The organism is Mesorhizobium sp. M7A.F.Ca.CA.002.04.1.1 (genome assembly GCF_004022805.1).
Taxonomy (GTDB): domain Bacteria; phylum Pseudomonadota; class Alphaproteobacteria; order Rhizobiales; family Rhizobiaceae; genus Mesorhizobium; species Mesorhizobium ciceri.
In genome coordinates, this window is sequence record NZ_RZPL01001111.1 from 1 (window position 1) to 1113 (window position 1113).

Below are 1113 nucleotides of genomic sequence, written 5' to 3' on the forward strand. Positions count from 1 at the left end.
GGCCGAACTGGTCAAGATCGAACCCAAATCGATCGGCGTCGGCCAGTACCAGCATGATGTCGACCAGTACCGTCTCGGCCGCTCGCTGGAAGCGGTGGTCGAGGACGCGGTCAATGCCGTCGGCGTCGATCTCAACACTGCCTCGGCGCCGCTTTTGGCGCGCGTTTCAGGTCTGGGCGCATCGCTGGCCGACGCGATCGTTGCGCATCGCGATGCGACCGGGCCCTTCGCCAGCCGGAAGGACCTGCTCAAGGTGCCGCGGCTCGGACCTCGGGCCTTCGAACAATCCGCCGGCTTCCTGCGCATTGCCAATGGCAGCGAGCCGCTCGACGCCTCGTCGGTGCATCCGGAGGCCTATGGTGTGGCGAAGAAGATCGTCGCTGCCTGCGGGCGCGATGTGCGGTCGTTGATGGGCGATAGTGCCGCGCTCAAGGCACTCGACCCACGCGTCTTCGTCAACGAGCGTTTCGGCTTGCCGACGGTGCGCGATATCCTGGCGGAGCTGGAAAAGCCCGGCCGCGACCCGCGCCCAGGCTTCAAGACGGCGACCTTCGCCGACGGCATCGACGACATCAAGGATCTGAAGCCCGGCATGCTGCTGGAAGGCACGGTCACCAACGTGGCCGCCTTCGGCGCCTTCGTCGATATCGGAGTGCATCAGGACGGGCTGGTGCATGTCTCGCAGCTGGCCGATCGGTTCATCAAGGACGCGCATGAGGTCGTGAAGGCCGGCGACGTGGTGAAGGTGCGCGTCGTCGACGTCGACATCAAGCGCAAGCGCATCGCCCTTTCCATGCGCAAGGATAGCGGCGAGGGCGGTGCACCGCGCAGCGGACCGCGCGACAATGGTGGCGGCAGGCCGGCACCACGTTCGCCGGCACCCCAGCAACGCCAGCCGGAGCGGCCGGCGCAACAGGGAGCGTTCGGTGCTGCTTTGGCGAATGCGCTGAAGCGAAAGTAGCTACCACGCCAGAACGGCCGGTTCCTTCTCGACCTGGCCCAGCAGCCAGTCGCGAAAACTGGCGACCGGCGGATGGCCGCGCTTGTCGTGCGGGACGACGAGATAGTAGGCACTGCGGCTTTGCATGGGCTGGCCTGGCGCCTGGACCGAAT

The 1113-nt window shown here is 66.5% G+C and carries 1 protein-coding gene and 1 pseudogene; one reads left to right on the forward strand and one right to left on the reverse strand.

Annotated elements, in window-relative coordinates; all coding sequences use genetic code 11:
* On the forward strand, positions 1 to 961 hold a 961-nt coding region (locus ENZ75_RS32565), incomplete at its 5' end, for a helix-hairpin-helix domain-containing protein (protein WP_128278651.1).
* Here the strand turns inward: ENZ75_RS32565 and ENZ75_RS35800 are convergent.
* A pseudogene (locus ENZ75_RS35800) lies at positions 962 to 1113 on the reverse strand (LysR family transcriptional regulator); the annotation flags it as partial. It lies immediately after the preceding gene.